Genomic DNA, 14,798 nt, shown 5'->3' with positions numbered 1-14,798 from the left:
GAGCGGGGGTTGGTGGGGGGGGGTGCCGCAGCCGACCCAGGATACTGGCGCCGGGTGACCGCCGTTCCCCGTTGCGGTGTCGTGGGAGGGGACGGTTCCGGAAAACGGGAGTGGAGGAGTCGCCCGCCGGGGTGACGGTGCGGCGCGCGTGGTTGCCGGTCAGGCCGCCGCGCCCGCCCCTCGTGCCCGCTCCTCCCGGCGTGGCAGCAGTGCCACCGCCAGGGCGGGTACGGCCGCGAGGACCAGCCAGGGCACGGCGGCCGGGAGGCCCGTGTCGAGCAGGGAGCCGGTGGCCGCGCTGCCGGCGAGGACGATCAGGCCCGAGACGGACGACAGCGCGCCCATGTAGAGGCCGATCCGGCCCTCCTCGGCGAGATCGGGCACCCAGGCGCGGGCGGCGGGCACGACCAGCATCTGCCCCACGGTGAGCAGCACGACGAAGCCCGCGGCCGGCAGCAGCCCGGCGGTACCCGTCCAGCCCGCGGGGCGCGCCGCGGCCACCACCGCGAATCCGGACGCGATCAGCAGCAGCCCGGCGGTCATGGAGCGGCGCAGGTCGAGCCGGTCGCCCGCCCAGCGGGTCACCGGCAGCTGGGCGAACACCACCAGCACTGAGGACAGGGCGAACAGCCAGGACAGCGGCGCCTGGGAGCCCGCCGCGCGCTGCACCTCGTCCGGCAGGGCCAGATACAGCTGGTTGTAGGCCAGCAGATACGTGCCGTACGCGCAGCACAGGGCCAGGAAGCGGCGGTTGCGCAGCAGCAGGCGCGCCCCGCCCCGCTCCCGGACGCGGACCCTGCCGGGGATGTGCTGCGGCATCAGCCACACGTGCCCGGCGAGGACGACCACGAACACCGCGGCACCCGCGAGACACGCGGTGCGGAAGTCGACGGCGAGCAGCAGCGCGCCGAGCAGCGGTCCGACGAAGGCCCCGGCCTGGCCCGCCACGCTGAACAGGGCAAGCAGACCGGTGCGTGAGCCGTGCCCTTCCTCCTCCCAGACCACCGCCTGGCGGGCCACCTCGGACTCCACGGCGGGGGAGAACAGCGCGGCGGCGAAGCCGATCACCAGTACCGCCCCGATCACGGCCCAGCTCGCCTCCGCGTACCCGAGCCACGCGAACCCGGCGATCCGCAGCACGCAGCCGGCCAGCACGACCGGGCGTACGCCGTAGCGGTCGACGAGCGAGCCGCCGACCACGAACAGGCCCTGCTGGCTGAAGGTGCGCAGGCCGAGGACGAAGCCCACCAGCCAGCCCGCCATGCCGATCGCGGTGCCGAGGTGCTCGGCGAGGAACGGCAGCACGGCGTAGAAGCCGATGTTGAAGGCGAGCTGGGTCAGGATCAGCAGCCGCAGCAGCGGGGACAGCTCCCGCCAGAGCCGCCAGGTGCTCTCGCGAGGGGCCTTGGACGTCCCGTCGTCGGAGGTCGCGCTCGTGGGCGCATGGACGGCCCGGCGGGCCAGGACACGGGATATGAGGCCGGTCATCGTTCTTCCGTCGTGGAGGTGGGCACAGGGGCCAGAAGGGAGTCGGGGAGGTTCGGCCGCCGCCGCGGGGCGGGCACGACCCGGTCGCCGGGCGGCTCCGCCGGGCTGTCGGCCCGCCCGCGCCGCCGGGGAAGTCGTACGCCGCCGGCGGCCGTCACCGCGAGCGCCCCCAGCAGCGCGAGTACGGCGGCCGGGAAGAGGACGGCCCACGGGGCACGCTCGGCGTACGGCTGGTTCTCGGCGAGCAGCAGGCCCCACTCGGGGGACGGCGGCTGCGCGCCCAGGCCGAGGAAGCCGAGGGCGGCGAGGTTCAGCGCGACGCCGGGCAGCCGGAGCAGGGCGTGCCGGGTCACCGGAGACAGCACGGCGGGCAGCAGTTCGTGACGGAGCAGGTACCAGCGCCCGGCGCCCAGCGCGCGGGTGGCGGCCAGGTGGGTGGTCGCGCGCTCCTGACGCAGCAGGGAGGACGTGTGGGCGGCCAGCGGGGACCACGCCACGACACCGACGGCGAGGGCGGGCGCCCAGGGGCCGCTGCCCGTGATGCCGGCGACGAGGAGCCCGGCCAGGACGGGCGGTAGGGCACTGACGGTGTCGACCAGCGGCCCGGACAGCCTCGGCAGCAGCCCCAGCAGCAGCCCGGCCACGAGGGCGGCGGCACTCACCGCGAGCGCCGTGCCGAGGGTGTTCAGCGCGCCGTGGGCGACCCGGGCGAGGACGTCCCGGCCCAGCGCGTCCGTCCCGAACGGGTGCGCCGGGGAGGGGGCTTGCAGCCGGGTGAGGGTGTCCAGGGCGAGCGCGTCACGCGACAGGCCGAGGCCGATGACCGCGGCGAGCAGCGCCCCGTACAGCAGGGACAGCGTGCGGGGCGGGGGCGGGGCGGGCCGGTGCAGGGAGTGCAGGGCGCCGTCGCGCAGCGCGGGCCCGACGAGCAGCCGGGCCGTGAGCCGGGCGAGGGCGCCGGCGGTGGCCGCGAGCAGGACGAGGGCGAGTGTGCCGGCCTGCAGGACGGGCAGGTCCTGGGCGAGGGCGGCCTGCAGGGTGAGCCGGCCCAGGCCCGGGATGTCGAAGATCTGCTCGACGGCGACCGATCCGCCGGTCAGACCGACCACGAACAGGCCGAGGTTGGGCAGCAGCCCGGGCACGCAGCGGCGCACCGCCTGCCGCGCCACGGACTTCGGCGGGACACCGCGGGCCGCGGCGGCCAGCGCCCAGGGTTCGGCGAACGCGCCGGGCAGCAGGTCGTCCAGCATCCGCCCGAGGACCGCGCCGGCGGGCAGGCCGAGGGCCAGCGAGGGCAGCACCATCCACTGCGGCCCGTACCAGCCCAGGGCGGGCAGCCAGCCCAGCTGCACGCCGATCACCGAGGCGAGCACCGAGGCGACGAGGAACTCGGGCAGCGCGGCCAGCACCGCGGTCGCCGTGCCGCCGGCACCGCGCGTGCCGAGCCGGCCCCGCGAGCCGAGCCGGAGCGTGCGGGCGCACACGGCCGTCGCCGTGACCGCGGCGACGGCGAGGGCGCCGGACATCAGCAGCAACGACACACCGAGCGCCTGCACGACGGAGGGCAGCACCTGGGCGCCCGACACCCACGACGTGCCCGCGTCCCCGTGCAGCAGCCCGCCCAGCCAGCGGCCGAGCAGGACCAACGGCCCGTCGTCCAGCCCGAGTTGGTCGCGGATGGCGCGCAGGGTCCCGGGGGTCGGGTCGCGGTCGGCGGAGCGGGCCTTGAGCACGGTCAGCGCCGGGTCGGTGCGCGACAGCCACGGCAGCAGGCCGATCGCGCCCACCAGGCCGGCCGTGAGCACGAGCCGCCACAGCAGTGTCGGGCCGCCGCCGCGCGCGAGAACGCGCAGGGCGGCCAGGTCCTTGATCAGGGGTGACATCGAGGTGTTCAGCGTCGTCCCCGTGCCGCTCAGGCGAAGGGGATCTCGAAGTGCACCGCGCCGCTGCCCCCGCCCGGCACTTCCTCCCGCTCGTCGCACACCACCTTGCCCAGCGCCCGCCACAGACCCATCGCACCGGGCGAGTTCGGATACGTGTGCAGATACACGGACCGGTAGCCACCGTCGGCCCGCGCGAAGTCCAGCAGACCCTCCACCAGGCGTCGGGCCAGCCCCCGCCGCCGGTGCTCGGGGCGCACGTACACCCGCCGGAGCTGTGCGGTCTCGCCCGAGGGGAACCGCTCGGCCAGCCAGCGCGGGTTCGGCGGATGCGCCGGGCCGCGCGCGTCCAGCGCCGCCGTGGCCGCCACCGGCCCGTCCCGCTCGTCCACGGCGACCAGGAGCGTGTGCCGCGGCGGTGCGACGTAGAAGGACGCGGGGTCGATGACGTCGGCGTGCCAGCGCGGCACGTATCCCGTCCCGAAGTCGCGGTACACCGCGTCGAGCATCACCACCCGAGCCCCGTCGAGGTCCTCCGCCGTGGCTTCCCTGATGATGTAGTCGCGCATTTGCGCATCATATGCAATTGGGTTTTCCGGCTCAGCCGGGGGCCGCCGGGTTCAGTCGGGGGCCGCCGGGGTGATGTGGCTCAGCACGCACAGCCAGCGACCGTCCCGCTTCACGTACACGTCGGTCGTCCACTCGTCGGCGTCGTACCGCTCGCCCCGGAAATGGGCCGTGTTCGTCACGCGCCCGGTGACCAGGGCCGTGTCGCCGTGGACGCGGACCCTGGGGCGGGTCCTGAGGTCCATCGCCGAGTGGGTGAGGTCCCCGGACTCGACGAGGGAGAGGAACCTCTCCTTCGGGTCGATCCCCGACTCGGATACGATCACCCACTCGTCCGCCATGAAGCGCGCGATCCGGGCGGGGTCGTTGGCGACGATCGCGGCGGCCCACTCCTTCGCCAGATCGACGAACTCGAGGACGTCCGCCGAGTCGTCGCCGGGTTCCTGAGCTGCTGCTTCCGGACTGCCGTTCATATCGCGACCGTAGCGCGTCAAGGCCGTGCAGCGTGGTGTTCAGCAGTCCGGGTGGCCTCGCGCGTTCCGGGCGCGGCACACGGAAAGGGATGCGGTCGTCCTTGCCCGTCCGTCGACCGCAGGTGATCGCCCGTGTCCCTCGCCGCCCCCGCGTCCGCAGGACACCGACGTCTCGGCCCTGCCTCCGCTGCGCCTGCGCATCCGGCGCGGCTCGCCATGCGCCTGCGCTTCGAGCGCCCGATCGGGCACCGGCCCGGCTGCGGCCGGAGCGAGGAGGGCACGGTGAAGGCCGAGCCGTCGACCGGTCAGGAGTGCCTGATGAGCATCGGGGATCGCACCTACCACCTGGAGGACGTCCACTGGCACACACCGTCCGAGCACACCGTCGGGGGGGTGGCGTTCCCCGTCGGCCCGCCGGTGCGAGGACCCCTGGGGCGTGCCCGACGTGGAGCTCGACGCGCTGCTGCCGGCCTGCACCGAGTCCTACCGCTACCTCGGCTCCACCACCACCTGCCCCTACACCACCGGGGTCCGCTGGACGGCGCCGACCCATCCCGTGCAGGCCTCCGCCGCCGCGCTGGAGCACTACCGGGAACCTTTCCCGCGAGGGGCCCGGCGCGCACGTCGAGCCCCGGGTGTCCGCACGCATGAACTGCCGGGCAGGGCCGGCCGGGCTCAGCTCTCGGCCGGGGTGAGCACCACGAAGTCCGCGTTCGCCGGGTCGACGCAGACCGCCAGCCGGCCGACGCCCTCCGCGTCCTCGGGCCCCATCTGCACGCTGCCGCCGTTCTCCGTGACCTTGGCCACCGCGGCGTCGCAGTCCTCCACGGCGAAGACCGGGTGCCAGTACGGCCGGCCGTTCGCCAGCGAGAGGTTCTCCTTGCCGAGCTCCATCAGGCCGCCGTGCATGCGCTCCTCGGGCAGTCCGGCGGGGGTGATGAGCGTGTACGTGCCCCCGCCGCCCGGCAGCGGCATGTCGCCGAACTGCCAGCCGAACAGGCCGCCGTAGAACTCCTTCGCGGCCGCCGCGTCGCTCGTGTACAGCTCGGTCCACGACAGCGAGCCCGGCTGGTCGACCAGGTCGACGCCCTTGTTCGTCCCCGGCTGCCAGACGGCGAACTGGCCGCCCAGCGGGTCGCTGTACTGCGCCATCCGGCCCCAGTCGTCGAGGTCCATCGGGTCCACCCGGACGGTGCCGCCGGCCTGCCGCACGGCCTGAGTCGCGGCGTCCGCGTCGGTGACGCTGAAGTAGAGCATCCAAGCCGAGCGCGCGCCCTCCTCCGTGAGCTTGCCGAGACCGGCGACGGTCTTGCCGTCCTTCCGGAACATGCCGCCTTCGAAGTCCTCGCTCTCGCCCATGGACTCGTAGTCCCACCCGAGGACGGCGCCGTAGAAGGCCGCGGCGGTCCGGACGTCCGGAGTGCCGAGGTCGAGCCAACAGGGGGAACCGGGGACGAAATCCGTGGTGATCATGGCGATGCTTCCCTTCCGCAGATTCGGTGTGCCCAGCCTGACACCGGGCACTGACAATCGCCCCCCGGCCGCTGCCCGGTCGGCGGATCAACGGTCCTGCGCCCCTGGCAAGGTTGTCGGGCCGTGGATCATCGAGGTAATCGCCCGGCCGGGTGATCGTGGAGCTGTGTGCGGTGGGGGTGGTGGGCGGCGTGGTGGTCGGCTGGGAGTGGGACGACACGTTGTTCTCGGGGGCCGCCGCCTACTACGAGCGGGGGCGGCCGCCGTACGCCCCCGGGCTCGCGGACGCGCTCGCCGAGGCGCTGCGGCCCGACGGGGAGGGGCGCCTCATCGACGTGGGCTGCGGACCCGGAACCATCGCCCTGAGCCTCGCGCACCTGTTCGGCGAGATCATCGGCGTGGACCCCGACCGCGGGATGATCGCCGAGGCCGGACGCCGGGCCGCCGACCGGGGAGTGGGGGAGAGGACCCGGTGGGTGCGGGCCCGCGCCGAGGCTCTGCCCGCGGGGCTCGGCACGTTCGCCGTCGCCACCTTCGCGCAGTCCTTCCACTGGATGGACCGCGACCTGGTCGCGGCGACCGTCAGGGACATGCTCCAGCCGGGCGGGGCCCTGGTGCACATCTCGGACCTGAAGACGGAACACCCCACCCTCGACGGCCTGCCGCACCCGGCGGTCCCCTACGCGGCGGTGGACGAGCTGGTCAAGCGGTACCTGGGCCCCGTGCGGCGAGCGGGCCGCGGAGTGCTGCCGCAGGGCACACCCGGGGGAGAGGCCGAGGTGTTCGCCAGGGCGGGATTCGCCGGCCCCCGGCGTCTCGTGGTGCCCGGCGGGCAGGCGCTGGAGCGGACCTTCGACGATGTCGTCGCCTGGGTGTTCTCGATGTCGTTCTCGGCGCCGCATCTGTTCGAAGGGCGCCGGGACGACTTCGAAGGGGACCTGCGCCGGCTGCTGCGGGAGGCCTCCCCGGCGGGGAGGTTCTCCGAACGCGGGCCGAGCACGGAGGTCTTCGTATGGCGGAAGGACTCCTCCGGGCACTGACCGGGAGGCGCCGGGGACGGCGTCAGTGCACCGACATACCGCCGTCGACGAAGACCGCCTGCCCGGTGATGTAGGCGGACGCAGGGCTCGCCAGGAAGACCGCCGCTCCCGCGAAGTCCTCGGCCAGTCCGTTCCGCCCGATCAGCGTGCGCTCGGCGAGGGCGGCCACCTTCTGCGGATCCGACGACAGCCGCGCGTTGAGCGGTGTCATGACGAAGCCCGGCACCAGGACGTTGCAGGTGACGCCGCGCGGCGACCACGCCTCGGCCTGGGACCGCGCCAGCGACTCCAGACCGCCCTTGGAGGCACCGTAGGCGCCGCTCTGGACGAACGCCCGGTGCGCCTGCTGCGAGCTGATGTGCAGGATCCGCCCGTAGCCGCGCTCCGCCATGCCCGGCCCGAAGCGCTGGCCCAGCAGGAACGGCGCGTCCAGGTTGACGGCCATCGTGATGTCCCAGACGTCCTCGGTGAGTTCGTCCATCGGCGGACGCACGTTGATCCCGGCGCTGTTGACGAGGATGTCGGGTTCCCCGAACGCCTCGACGGCCCGCTCGGCGGCCGTCCGCACACCCTCGCGCGTGCTCAGGTCCGCGCTGACCCAGGCGGCGCGGCAGCCCTCTGCCGTCAGCTCCTCGACCGTCGCGGTCAGTCCGGCCTCGCCGCGTGCCACGGCCACCACGCTCGCCCCGGCGCGCGCGAGAGCACCCGTGATGGCGCGGCCGATGCCGGAACTTCCGCCCGTGACCACCGCGACCCGGCCGTGCAGGGAGAACAGCTCGGAGAGATAGGTCTGTGTGGCCGCAGTGGCAGGTGTCGTCATGTCGAGCACTCTAGAACGGCAGGTTGAAGCATCGGTGGTCGTGGTGTCACTCATGCATATATACCCCTAGGGGGTATAAAATGGGTGTCATGGATTACATGAATCACTCCACTCATGACCACGAAGGGCGCCCCCACGGAACAGCGACCTGGGGAACCGCGGTGAAGGCGACGCTGCACTGTCTCACCGGGTGTGCGATCGGCGAGATCCTCGGCATGGTGATCGGCACCGCGCTGGAGTGGGGCAATCTGCCCACGATGGTCCTGGCGATCGGGCTCGCGTTCCTCTTCGGCTACGCGTTCACCCTGTTCGCGGTCCTGCGGGTCGGCCTGGGCCTGAGGTCGGCGATCCGGATCGCCCTGGCCGCGGACACGGTCTCGATCACGGTGATGGAACTCGTGGACAACGCGATCATCGCCCTGACCCCCGGCGCGATGGACGCCCATCTGGCGGACGGCCTGTTCTGGTCCGCGATCCTGGGCGGCTTCGCGGTCGCCTTCCTGATCACGACCCCGGTCAACAAGTGGATGATCGGCCGGGGCAAGGGGCACGCCGTCGTACACGCCCACCACTGACTGACCGTCATCCCGTCACGGACTGTGTTCTGGATCACATGGCGTGGATTGAGTGCCCGGCCCGGGCGACGTCCGTACCCATGGGTGAGGAAGCGGGGCCGGATGCGAGGATGAGGCGCCATGACAGCTGGGTGGTGTGCTCGCACGATACGGGCCGCGGTGTTCGCGGCCGTCTGTGTCGTGCTCGCCGCCCTGGGGCACGTCATGATGTCCGGCGACCATGTGCCCCTCCGGACGCTGCTGGCCGGCTGGGCCGTGACGGGCGTGGCGGGCTGGTGCCTGGCGGGCCGCGAGCGCGGACTCCGGCTGGTCGCCGCCGTCGCCGTGGCCGTCCAGACGGCCCTGCACTCGGCTTTCTCGCTCACACCGTCGGCGCCGGCGGACGGCGCGTCACATGGCGCAGCGGCCGGCGCGCACTCCCTGCACACGGACTCCATGGACATGGGGGCCGGCGGCACGGGATCCATGGGACACGACATGGGATCCACGGAGTCCATGTCCATGTCCGTGTCCGAGCACTTGGGGCACGCGGGACACACCCCCGGCGGTGACTCGTCCCTCGGCATGCTCGCCGCCCACCTGCTCGCCGCCCTGCTGTGCGGCCTGTGGCTGGGGCACGGGGAACGGGCCGTCTTCCGTCTCCTGCGTGCCGTGGGTGGCCGGCTGGCCGCGCCGCTGCGGCTCCTGCTCGCCGCCCTGCCCGCACCGCCGCCCCCGCCCGTGCGCGTACGGCGGTGGTCCTCGGACCGGGCGCCGCGCCTGCTCCTTCTCGTTCACGCGATCACCTCCAGAGGGCCACCCGTGAGGGCCGCTGCCGTCTGACGGCAGCCGGTAAGTCCCGGGGCGGCCCCTGCTTCGCCCCGGTGCCGGTCGTACGCCCGTACGTCCCTGTGACGCCGTGCCTGTGGACAGTCGCGCTCGCTCAGGTGTCGTACGGGTACGGCCCATCCCTCACTCACCGGACCGCGCGGCCCCGCGCGCACGCCCGGCGTCTCATGCGTCCGCGTGCTCGCCCTCCCGTGGTCCCGGAATCCGGGAAGGACATCAGGTGATCACTCCTGCCCTGCCCCTGTCGCACGAGAAAAGAGAGCCCCCGGCGTCGGCCGACGAGTCGATAACCGCCTGGGCGCTGGCCGCCCGCGGCGGTGACTCCGCCGCCGTCGACCACTTCGTGCGCGCCCTGCACCGCGACGTGATCCGCTACGTCGCCCATCTGTGCGCCGATCCGCAGGCCGTGGACGATCTGGCGCAGGACACGTTCCTGCGGGCGCTCGGCAGCCTGCACCGGTTCGAGGGCCGCTCCTCGGCGCGTGCCTGGCTGCTGGCGATCGCCCGGCGTGCGGTGGCCGACAGTCTCCGGTACACCGCCGTACGCCCCCGCCGGGCCGACCTGCCGGACTGGGAGCTGGCGGTCGAGCTCGCCCAGCCGCGCGGCCTGCCCGGCTTCGACGACGGCGTGGCGCTGCTGGAGCTGCTGGCCTCACTGCCGGACGAGCGGCGCGAGGCGTTCGTGCTCACGCAGCTGCTCGGGCTGCCGTACGCGGAGGCCGCCGAGCTGAGCGACTGCCCGGTCGGCACCGTCCGCTCCCGCGTGGCCCGCGCCCGGGCGACGCTCATGGCCCTGCTCGCCGAAGCGGAGCAGCCGGCGCCGTCCGCGTCACCCGCCCTGGCCGCGGCCTGACGCGTCCCGGCCCGCGGCGCCCGCCGGGTCCATCCGGCGGGCGGCCCGCGTGCGAGCGGTTCAAGGGGCCGGGGTGCCGCCGGACAGGAAGTGGAACCCGGGCCGGGGATGCATCAGGAAGTCGTGGTGCGAGATGTTCCACGCGTAGGCACCCGCCAGCGAGAACACCACCCGGTCCCCGGCCCTCAGCTCCGACAGCGGAACCCGGCGCGCCAGCACGTCCTTCGGCGTGCACAGCTGCCCCGCGAGGGTCACCCGACCGCTCCTTGCCGACGGCCGTGGCCAGGGGTGCGGCCAGGTGTCCACCGGCAGGACGGAGCAGGGCTGGTCGTGGCCCTTCGTCGCCGGGGTGCGCAGGTGGTGGGTGCCGCCCCGCAGGACGGCGAACTCCTCGCCGTGGCTGTGCTTCACGTCCAGCACCTCCGTGGCGTACCAGCCGCAGTACGCGGTGAGCGCCCGCCCGGGCTCGATCCGCAGCGTCAGCCCCGGGTGGGCCTCGGCGAGCCGGGCCAGGCCCTCGCCGTACGCGGCCCAGTCGAAGCGGCGCTCCGGGTCGGTGTAGTCGACGCTCATGCCGCCCCCGACGTTGACCTCCGCGATCGGCACGCCGAGTCCCGTGGCCCAGCCGACCACGCTCCCCGCGACCGCCAGCAGCTCGGCCGCTTCCAGCCCGCTCGCCAAGTGGGCGTGCACGCCGCGCAGTTCGAGCTGTGGGTACGTCCCGTCGGCGAGGGCCCGGAGCACCGGCTCGGCCCGGGCCGGGTCCATGCCGAAGGGCGTCGGCCGCCCGCCCATCGCCAGCGAGCTGCCCGCCAGTGAGCCGTCGGGCACCGGCCGTCGACGAGGGTGCCGGGCTTGACGGACCGCTTGTTGCGCAGCCCCAACGAAGAGATGACCAGGGGGAGTTTGAGGTGCAGCGCCGGATCCGCCGCCGTAGCCACCGTGCGCATCGACAGGGTCGGCACGACATCGAATCCGCCGTGGCCGCCGCGCTCGGCCAGTACTGCTTGCCCGCCGAGGCCGGTCGCCCGTAACGCCTCGTCGAGCGGAGGGCCGACGGTCAGCGGGTGCACCGGCAGGGCGAGGTGCGTGCGCTCCAGCCGGGCCAGACCGAGCCGCGCCGGCGTGGGCCACGACTGAGGGAGGGCCCCCGCCACATGGACCGCGTCCCTGGGGACGGCGAGCCAGCGCAGCGAGAACCCCGGATGGAACTCGGGCGCGTACGACCGCAGTTGCTCCTCCTCAAGTCCCGCCCGGCCGCGCCCGGTCGGGTACACCGGATGGTCCAGACGGGCGGCGAGCGCGTCGAAGGCCAGGCCTCCGTCGAGTCCTGTCCAGTACGCGGGGTCGGCCCCGTGACGGGAGGTCAGCTCCGCCGCGATGTCGTCGCCCGTGTCGGCGTGCAGCCGCAGTGTGGCCAGCGTCTGCCGGCACTCCTCGGCGAAGGCGTCGAAGCCGGCCCGGTCCTCTGGCTCGGCGAGCGCGCGCAACGCGCCCAGCACGTCGTCGTACGACGTCAGCTCGGCGCCGTCCGACGCGCGGCGCAGGAGCGGCAGCCGCGCGGCGTACGCGCACTGGAAGCCGTCCTCGGTGACGGGCAGCAACAGCGCGTCTGGCCCGGCGGCGCGCCGCAGCCAGGGCCCGTCCGGCCGGTGGACGAGAGTGCTCCGGGAGCGCAGTCCGACGACGTCCTCGCGCAGGAGAGCGCTCAGCACCCGGGTGAGCAGCTCGGCCGCGCAGGTGTCCGGCGGGGGCGGCAGTACGGTCACGCCTGGATCTCCCAGCGGCAGGTGGCCAGGAAACCGGCCGCCACACGGTCCACGGTCTCCTGGTCGGTACCGGTGGCCCGCAGGACGCCGAGGTAGTCCCGGTTGGTGCGGTACAGCTCGTGCCGCTCGCCCACGGCCCGCAGCGGACGGTACGTCAGACGAACACCGTCGACGGTCAGGTCGGTGGCGTCCGGGGCGTAGGTCAGGGTCCCGGCCCGGTCGGCACACGGGTACTCCACGACGGCGGCGCCGTCGCGGTGAACGTCCAGCCCGGCCGGAAGCGGTTCGCCCAGGTGGGTACGGAGGACGATCTCGAACAGCGGGATGCCGAGGAGCCGGGCGAGCAGCAGGTCGCACTGGTCGCCGATGGCCCGGTAGTTGACCTCGATGATCCGCGCCCGGCCCTCGTGCACCACGAACTCGGTGTGACAGGCGCCGAACCCGACGCCGAGCGCGTCGAGTTGCCCGAGGACCTGCGCCACGACCGGCTCGGGGTGGGCCGGGACGAAAGTGAGGCGTTCCTCGACGAAGTACGGCGGCGGCGACAGCTCGGTGCGGAAGCCGCCCAGGACATGGCGGACCCGGCCGTCGCCCAGGGTCTCCAGCGTGTACAGCTCCCCGGGGAGGTACTCCTCCACCACCAGGGTGGTGCCGGGACGGCGCTCCAGGATCTCCTTGGCGCGGGTCACCAGATCCTCGGGGCCGTCGACGAGGACGACGTCCTCGCTGGCCACGCCCTCACGGGGCTTGACGACACAGGGGTAGGGCGCGTCGAGCGGGGCCGGTTCGGTGAGTTCGGCCGACCAGACGGTGTCCACTCCGGCGGCGGCCAGCCGGCGGCGCATCTCCGCCTTGTCCTTGCAGCGCAGGGCGGCGCGCCAGTCCTTGCCCGGCAGGCCGAAGTAGTCGGCGGCCAGGGCGGCCTGGGTCTGGAGGTGGTCGCTGTTGGTGAAGACCGCGCCGGGACGGTGACGGTCCGACATCCGTGCCACGACGGCCCGGAAGTCCCGCACGTCACACTCCAGAACCTCGATGTCCGGGCAGGTTCTCCGATGGGCGCCGGGCTGATCGGTGAGAACGGTGACGTCCAGGCCCAGCCGGGCGGCGGCGGGCAGGAAACCCTCGGTGACGGAGTCGGTCGGGTTGAGGGCGAGAAGGTACAGGCGCATGGCGGTCTTCCAGGAGGGGGCGGGGTCGGCGGCGGCCGCTCGGTCAAGGCGCGGGCGGCGTGCAGCGGGACCCCTGTGACAGGGACGGCCCTTGATCGACGGACGTTCATGAGCACGCCGACGATCTTGTACCTTAGGTTAGCCTTGCCTATCCAACCACGGGTTGCAACTGCCCGTAGGAGTGATCGATGCGCACTGTCCTGGAGTCACCGCCGGCCCTCGCCTCCGTCCTCGCCGCCGCCTACCGGCGGTTGACCGGCGTGTGCGAGGCACTGGACGTCGAGGTCGCGGAACCCTGGACGGCTGCCGGTGAACGCACCTTCCCGGCCAGCGAACTGACGTCGAATCAGCAGACCCTCGACGCCTTCGTGGACGCCGAGGCGACCCGCATCCGCACGCGCTACGGCCACACCCCGCGCCCCCACGTGGCCGCCTCACGCGCCCTGCACGACTACGCCTGGTCGATCGCCCTGCTGATGAGCGGCGTGTGGTACCTGGAGCGCCGGGTGCCCCGCGTCCGTCCCCAGTCGGTGCGCCTGGACCTCGCGGCCGGTACGTACACGATCACGCCCGAGCCCCGCGTCGCCTGTCTGCCCGGCGACCCCGTCGCCGCGCTGCCCGGGGCGGTGACCGTCGCGGGCGAGGAGGCGTTGCGGGCCGAACTGCGCGCCGCGGTCGCCGACCACATGCGCCCGTTGCTCGCCGCCCTCGGCCCCGCCGTACGCCGCGGCCCGCGCGCCCTGTGGGGCATGGTCGGCGACGATCTCGTCTCCGGGATCTGGTACCTCGGCCGCACCCTCGGCCGCGAGGACGACGCCGTACGCGCCGCCACCGCCCTGCTCCCCGAACCCGTCAGCCCCTACCCCGCCGGAGCGGACTTCCGTCTCCTGACCGGCACCGACGGCCGCCACCACCCGACCCGCACCCGCACGGGCTGCTGCCTCTACTACGCCATCCGCCCCGACGAGGCATGCGCGACCTGCCCCCGCACCTGCGACGCCGAACGACTGCGCCGGCTGGAGTCCTGACAGGTCATCAGTCTCCTGCCTCCAGGCCACGCCAGAACGCGTCGACCCGGGCGTTGAACACGTCCGGCACCTCCTGGAAGGGCTGATGGGCCTCCCCGGCCAGTACCTCGAACTCGGCGTCCGGGATGCTGTCCGCGACCACGCGGCCGAGGCGCGGCGGCGTGGCGAGGTCGAGTTCGCCGGCGAGGACGAGGGCCGGCGCGGTGATCCGGCCGAGGCGGTGAAGCGTGTCGTGGTCGGCGAACGCCGCGAGCTGACGCTGGAAGTCCGCGACGGACTGCGGGTGTTCGAAGGCCAGTGTCTCCTCGACGAGCCGGTCGACCGTGCCGTCGGCGTGGGCGCGGGGTGTGTAGATCCACAGGAAGAACGCCTCGAGCATGGCCCGTTCGTCCGGGGCGCGTTCGACCATCCAGTGCCAGAAGCGCGTCATGGCACGGAAGTAGGCGTCCGGGCGAGCCGCCGTGCTCATGAGGACGAGGCTGCGGACCACGCCGGGATGGCGGAGCGCCAGCTCCTGCGCGATGAAGCTGCCTCCCGAGAAACCGGCGACATGGGCGGCCGGTACCCGGAGCGCCCGGAGCAGTGCCGCGGCGTCGTCGGCCATCCGCGGCACGGAGAGCGGCCCCTCGGGCAGTGGCGTACGCCCGGCGCCACGGTTGTCGAAGGCCGTGAGCCGGTACCGGTCCGCGAGCCCGTCGAGCTGCGGCTGCCATGCCTCGGCGGGATCCCCGAGGCCCGAGATGAGGAGGACGTCGGGTCCCTCGCCCCGTCGTTCGACCCAGAGCTCCACACCGTCGGCGTTGATCATTTGTCCCATGGCCGGCATCCCGGATCC

At 73.6% G+C, this 14,798-nt stretch carries 13 protein-coding genes and 2 pseudogenes; 5 read left to right on the top strand and 10 right to left on the bottom strand.

Annotated features, from left to right (window positions below; translation table 11 throughout):
* Nucleotides 1–159: 159 nt before the first annotated feature.
* The 5 genes from ACIBNA_RS07125 to ACIBNA_RS07105 form a co-directional block, all read right to left on the bottom strand.
* Nucleotides 160–1,488: an MFS transporter gene (locus tag ACIBNA_RS07125; protein WP_399164231.1), complete on the bottom strand. Its 1,329-nt coding sequence runs from the start codon at nucleotides 1,486–1,488 to the stop codon at nucleotides 160–162.
* Nucleotides 1,485–3,371: an ABC transporter permease subunit gene (locus ACIBNA_RS07120; protein ID WP_399164230.1), complete on the bottom strand. Its 1,887-nt coding sequence runs from the start codon at nucleotides 3,369–3,371 to the stop codon at nucleotides 1,485–1,487. Before ACIBNA_RS07120 ends, ACIBNA_RS07125 begins: the two co-directional genes overlap by 4 nt.
* Nucleotides 3,372–3,400: 29 nt before the next feature.
* Nucleotides 3,401–3,937, bottom strand: a complete 537-nt coding sequence (locus ACIBNA_RS07115; protein ID WP_399164229.1) for a GNAT family N-acetyltransferase — start codon at nucleotides 3,935–3,937, stop codon at nucleotides 3,401–3,403.
* A gap of 51 nt (nucleotides 3,938–3,988) precedes the next feature.
* Nucleotides 3,989–4,408, bottom strand: a complete 420-nt coding sequence (locus ACIBNA_RS07110; protein ID WP_399164228.1) for a nuclear transport factor 2 family protein — start codon at nucleotides 4,406–4,408, stop codon at nucleotides 3,989–3,991.
* A gap of 675 nt (nucleotides 4,409–5,083) precedes the next feature.
* Nucleotides 5,084–5,881, bottom strand: a complete 798-nt coding sequence (locus ACIBNA_RS07105) for a VOC family protein (protein WP_399164227.1) — start codon at nucleotides 5,879–5,881, stop codon at nucleotides 5,084–5,086.
* 191 nt (nucleotides 5,882–6,072) lie between these two features.
* On the opposite strand from ACIBNA_RS07105, the gene ACIBNA_RS07100 reads away from it, so the two are divergent.
* Nucleotides 6,073–6,921 carry a class I SAM-dependent methyltransferase gene (locus tag ACIBNA_RS07100; RefSeq protein WP_399164345.1) on the top strand — a complete coding sequence of 283 codons (849 nt, stop codon included), beginning with the start codon at nucleotides 6,073–6,075 and terminating at the stop codon, nucleotides 6,919–6,921.
* 22 nt (nucleotides 6,922–6,943) lie between these two features.
* Here ACIBNA_RS07100 and ACIBNA_RS07095 read toward each other — a convergent pair whose 3' ends face one another.
* Nucleotides 6,944–7,741 (bottom strand): SDR family NAD(P)-dependent oxidoreductase, encoded by a 798-nt coding sequence (locus ACIBNA_RS07095; protein ID WP_399164226.1) that lies wholly within the window; start codon nucleotides 7,739–7,741, stop codon nucleotides 6,944–6,946.
* A gap of 98 nt (nucleotides 7,742–7,839) precedes the next feature.
* Between ACIBNA_RS07095 and ACIBNA_RS07090 the strand changes: the two genes are divergently transcribed.
* From ACIBNA_RS07090 to ACIBNA_RS07080, 3 genes are all read left to right on the top strand, one after another.
* Complete coding sequence (locus tag ACIBNA_RS07090; RefSeq protein ID WP_399164344.1) at nucleotides 7,840–8,316, top strand: DUF4396 domain-containing protein; 477 nt, start codon at nucleotides 7,840–7,842, stop codon at nucleotides 8,314–8,316.
* Nucleotides 8,317–8,436: 120 nt separating this feature from the next.
* Complete coding sequence (locus ACIBNA_RS07085) at nucleotides 8,437–9,138, top strand: hypothetical protein (RefSeq protein ID WP_399164225.1); 702 nt, start codon at nucleotides 8,437–8,439, stop codon at nucleotides 9,136–9,138.
* 226 nt (nucleotides 9,139–9,364) lie between these two features.
* Complete coding sequence (locus ACIBNA_RS07080) at nucleotides 9,365–9,997, top strand: sigma-70 family RNA polymerase sigma factor (protein WP_399164224.1); 633 nt, start codon at nucleotides 9,365–9,367, stop codon at nucleotides 9,995–9,997.
* 60 nt (nucleotides 9,998–10,057) lie between these two features.
* On the opposite strand, the pseudogene ACIBNA_RS07075 reads toward ACIBNA_RS07080, so the two are convergent.
* The 3 genes and pseudogenes from ACIBNA_RS07075 to ACIBNA_RS07065 form a co-directional block, all read right to left on the bottom strand.
* Nucleotides 10,058–10,831: pseudogene (locus tag ACIBNA_RS07075) on the bottom strand (type III PLP-dependent enzyme); the annotation flags it as partial.
* Nucleotides 10,831–11,766 (bottom strand): annotated as a pseudogene (locus ACIBNA_RS07070) (IucA/IucC family protein); the annotation flags it as partial. The pseudogenes ACIBNA_RS07070 and ACIBNA_RS07075, both read right to left, overlap by 1 nt.
* Nucleotides 11,763–12,935, bottom strand: a complete 1,173-nt coding sequence (locus ACIBNA_RS07065) for an acetyl-CoA carboxylase biotin carboxylase subunit family protein (RefSeq protein WP_399164223.1) — start codon at nucleotides 12,933–12,935, stop codon at nucleotides 11,763–11,765. The pseudogene ACIBNA_RS07070 and the gene ACIBNA_RS07065, both read right to left, overlap by 4 nt.
* Before the next feature lie 188 nt (nucleotides 12,936–13,123).
* Here ACIBNA_RS07065 and ACIBNA_RS07060 point away from each other — a divergent pair, with 188 nt between their 5' ends.
* Complete coding sequence (locus tag ACIBNA_RS07060) at nucleotides 13,124–13,963, top strand: (2Fe-2S)-binding protein (RefSeq protein ID WP_399164222.1); 840 nt, start codon at nucleotides 13,124–13,126, stop codon at nucleotides 13,961–13,963.
* A 7-nt stretch (nucleotides 13,964–13,970) separates the two neighbouring features.
* Here the strand turns inward: ACIBNA_RS07060 and ACIBNA_RS07055 are convergent, their stop codons facing one another.
* A complete protein-coding gene (locus ACIBNA_RS07055) occupies nucleotides 13,971–14,780 on the bottom strand; it encodes an alpha/beta fold hydrolase (RefSeq protein ID WP_399164221.1) in 810 nt (269 codons plus the stop codon).
* Nucleotides 14,781–14,798 lie beyond the last annotated feature (18 nt).

This window comes from Streptomyces sp. NPDC050164 (genome assembly GCF_044459945.1).
In the GTDB taxonomy this organism is placed as follows: domain Bacteria; phylum Actinomycetota; class Actinomycetes; order Streptomycetales; family Streptomycetaceae; genus Streptomyces; species Streptomyces coeruleorubidus_A.
This window is presented reverse-complemented; position numbering and strand designations above follow the sequence as displayed.